Annotated in this window: 1 protein-coding gene; it reads left to right on the forward strand. The window is 28.2% G+C overall.

Features of this window, described 5'->3' with window-relative positions:
- Positions 1-109 precede the first annotated feature (109 nt).
- Positions 110-847: a hypothetical protein gene (locus tag CN514_RS24480; protein ID WP_098234796.1), complete on the forward strand. Its 738-nt coding sequence runs from the start codon at positions 110-112 to the stop codon at positions 845-847.
- Positions 848-922: the final 75 nt, after the last annotated feature.

Below are 922 nucleotides of genomic sequence, written 5' to 3' on the forward strand. Positions count from 1 at the left end.
CCATAAGATGGACAAAAAGTTCCAAACTAAACTATAATTTCTACATATAACGAATAAAACTACTACTAAAAAATGGAAATAAAAATGATTCACCAAAGGAGTAAATAAAATGACAGAAAATATAGTTCAAAATGAGAAAACAGAGTTAATAAAATACTTACCTCCAAAAGGAGAATTCACAAAATTTTTGTCTGATGAAGATTATGTAGAAAAAGGACGATCTTGGGGTTTATTTAATAAAAATCCAAAACATGATTTTTTATTTAAAGGGCAAGACTTTCAAGTAAATGTAAAGCTTATTGGCTATGAAACTTATGGAGTTACAGATGAGTTTCATACAATTATTATTGAATTTGAAGATGGCAAATTAACATGTATTCATCCTGCTTATTTAAAAGAAATGCAATCTCCAAGCTTTAAGAAAGTATACACAGTTGGTGAAAGTGATACGAAGAACAATGAAGAGAAGAAAACAGAATCAGAAACAGTAACAAAGTCTATAGAAAGTACTTCTACTACAAAGAAAAAAGTAGAAAAGAAAGAGGAAGTTTCAATTACTTTACCAACTGATAAATCACATTTTAACGGCACCGTTAAAGAATTTAGTACAAAATATAATCATTTCAATGATAGCGAAGAAGAGATCGTAATATGGGAAAACGTAGCTGTCAAAGGAGATCAGGATTTAATAATTGGAAATGCTTGGTGTTCATTGAGTAAAACTTTAAAAGCAGCTGAATTAGAAGTAGGTAAATCTTATCAATTTGATGGGAAAATAGTAGATAAGAAATTAAACAAAGAAGTTAAATATAAACTAAATAATCCTTCAAAGGTTGCTGAGATTTAAATTTAGATCAAGAATAAAAGATTCAAATTAAATTATATTGGGTCCAGCTAATTCCAAAAAAGCTAACTAGTTCAG

The sequence above is a fragment of the Bacillus sp. AFS001701 genome, assembly GCF_002559405.1.
Taxonomy (GTDB): Bacteria; Bacillota; Bacilli; order Bacillales; family Bacillaceae_G; genus Gottfriedia.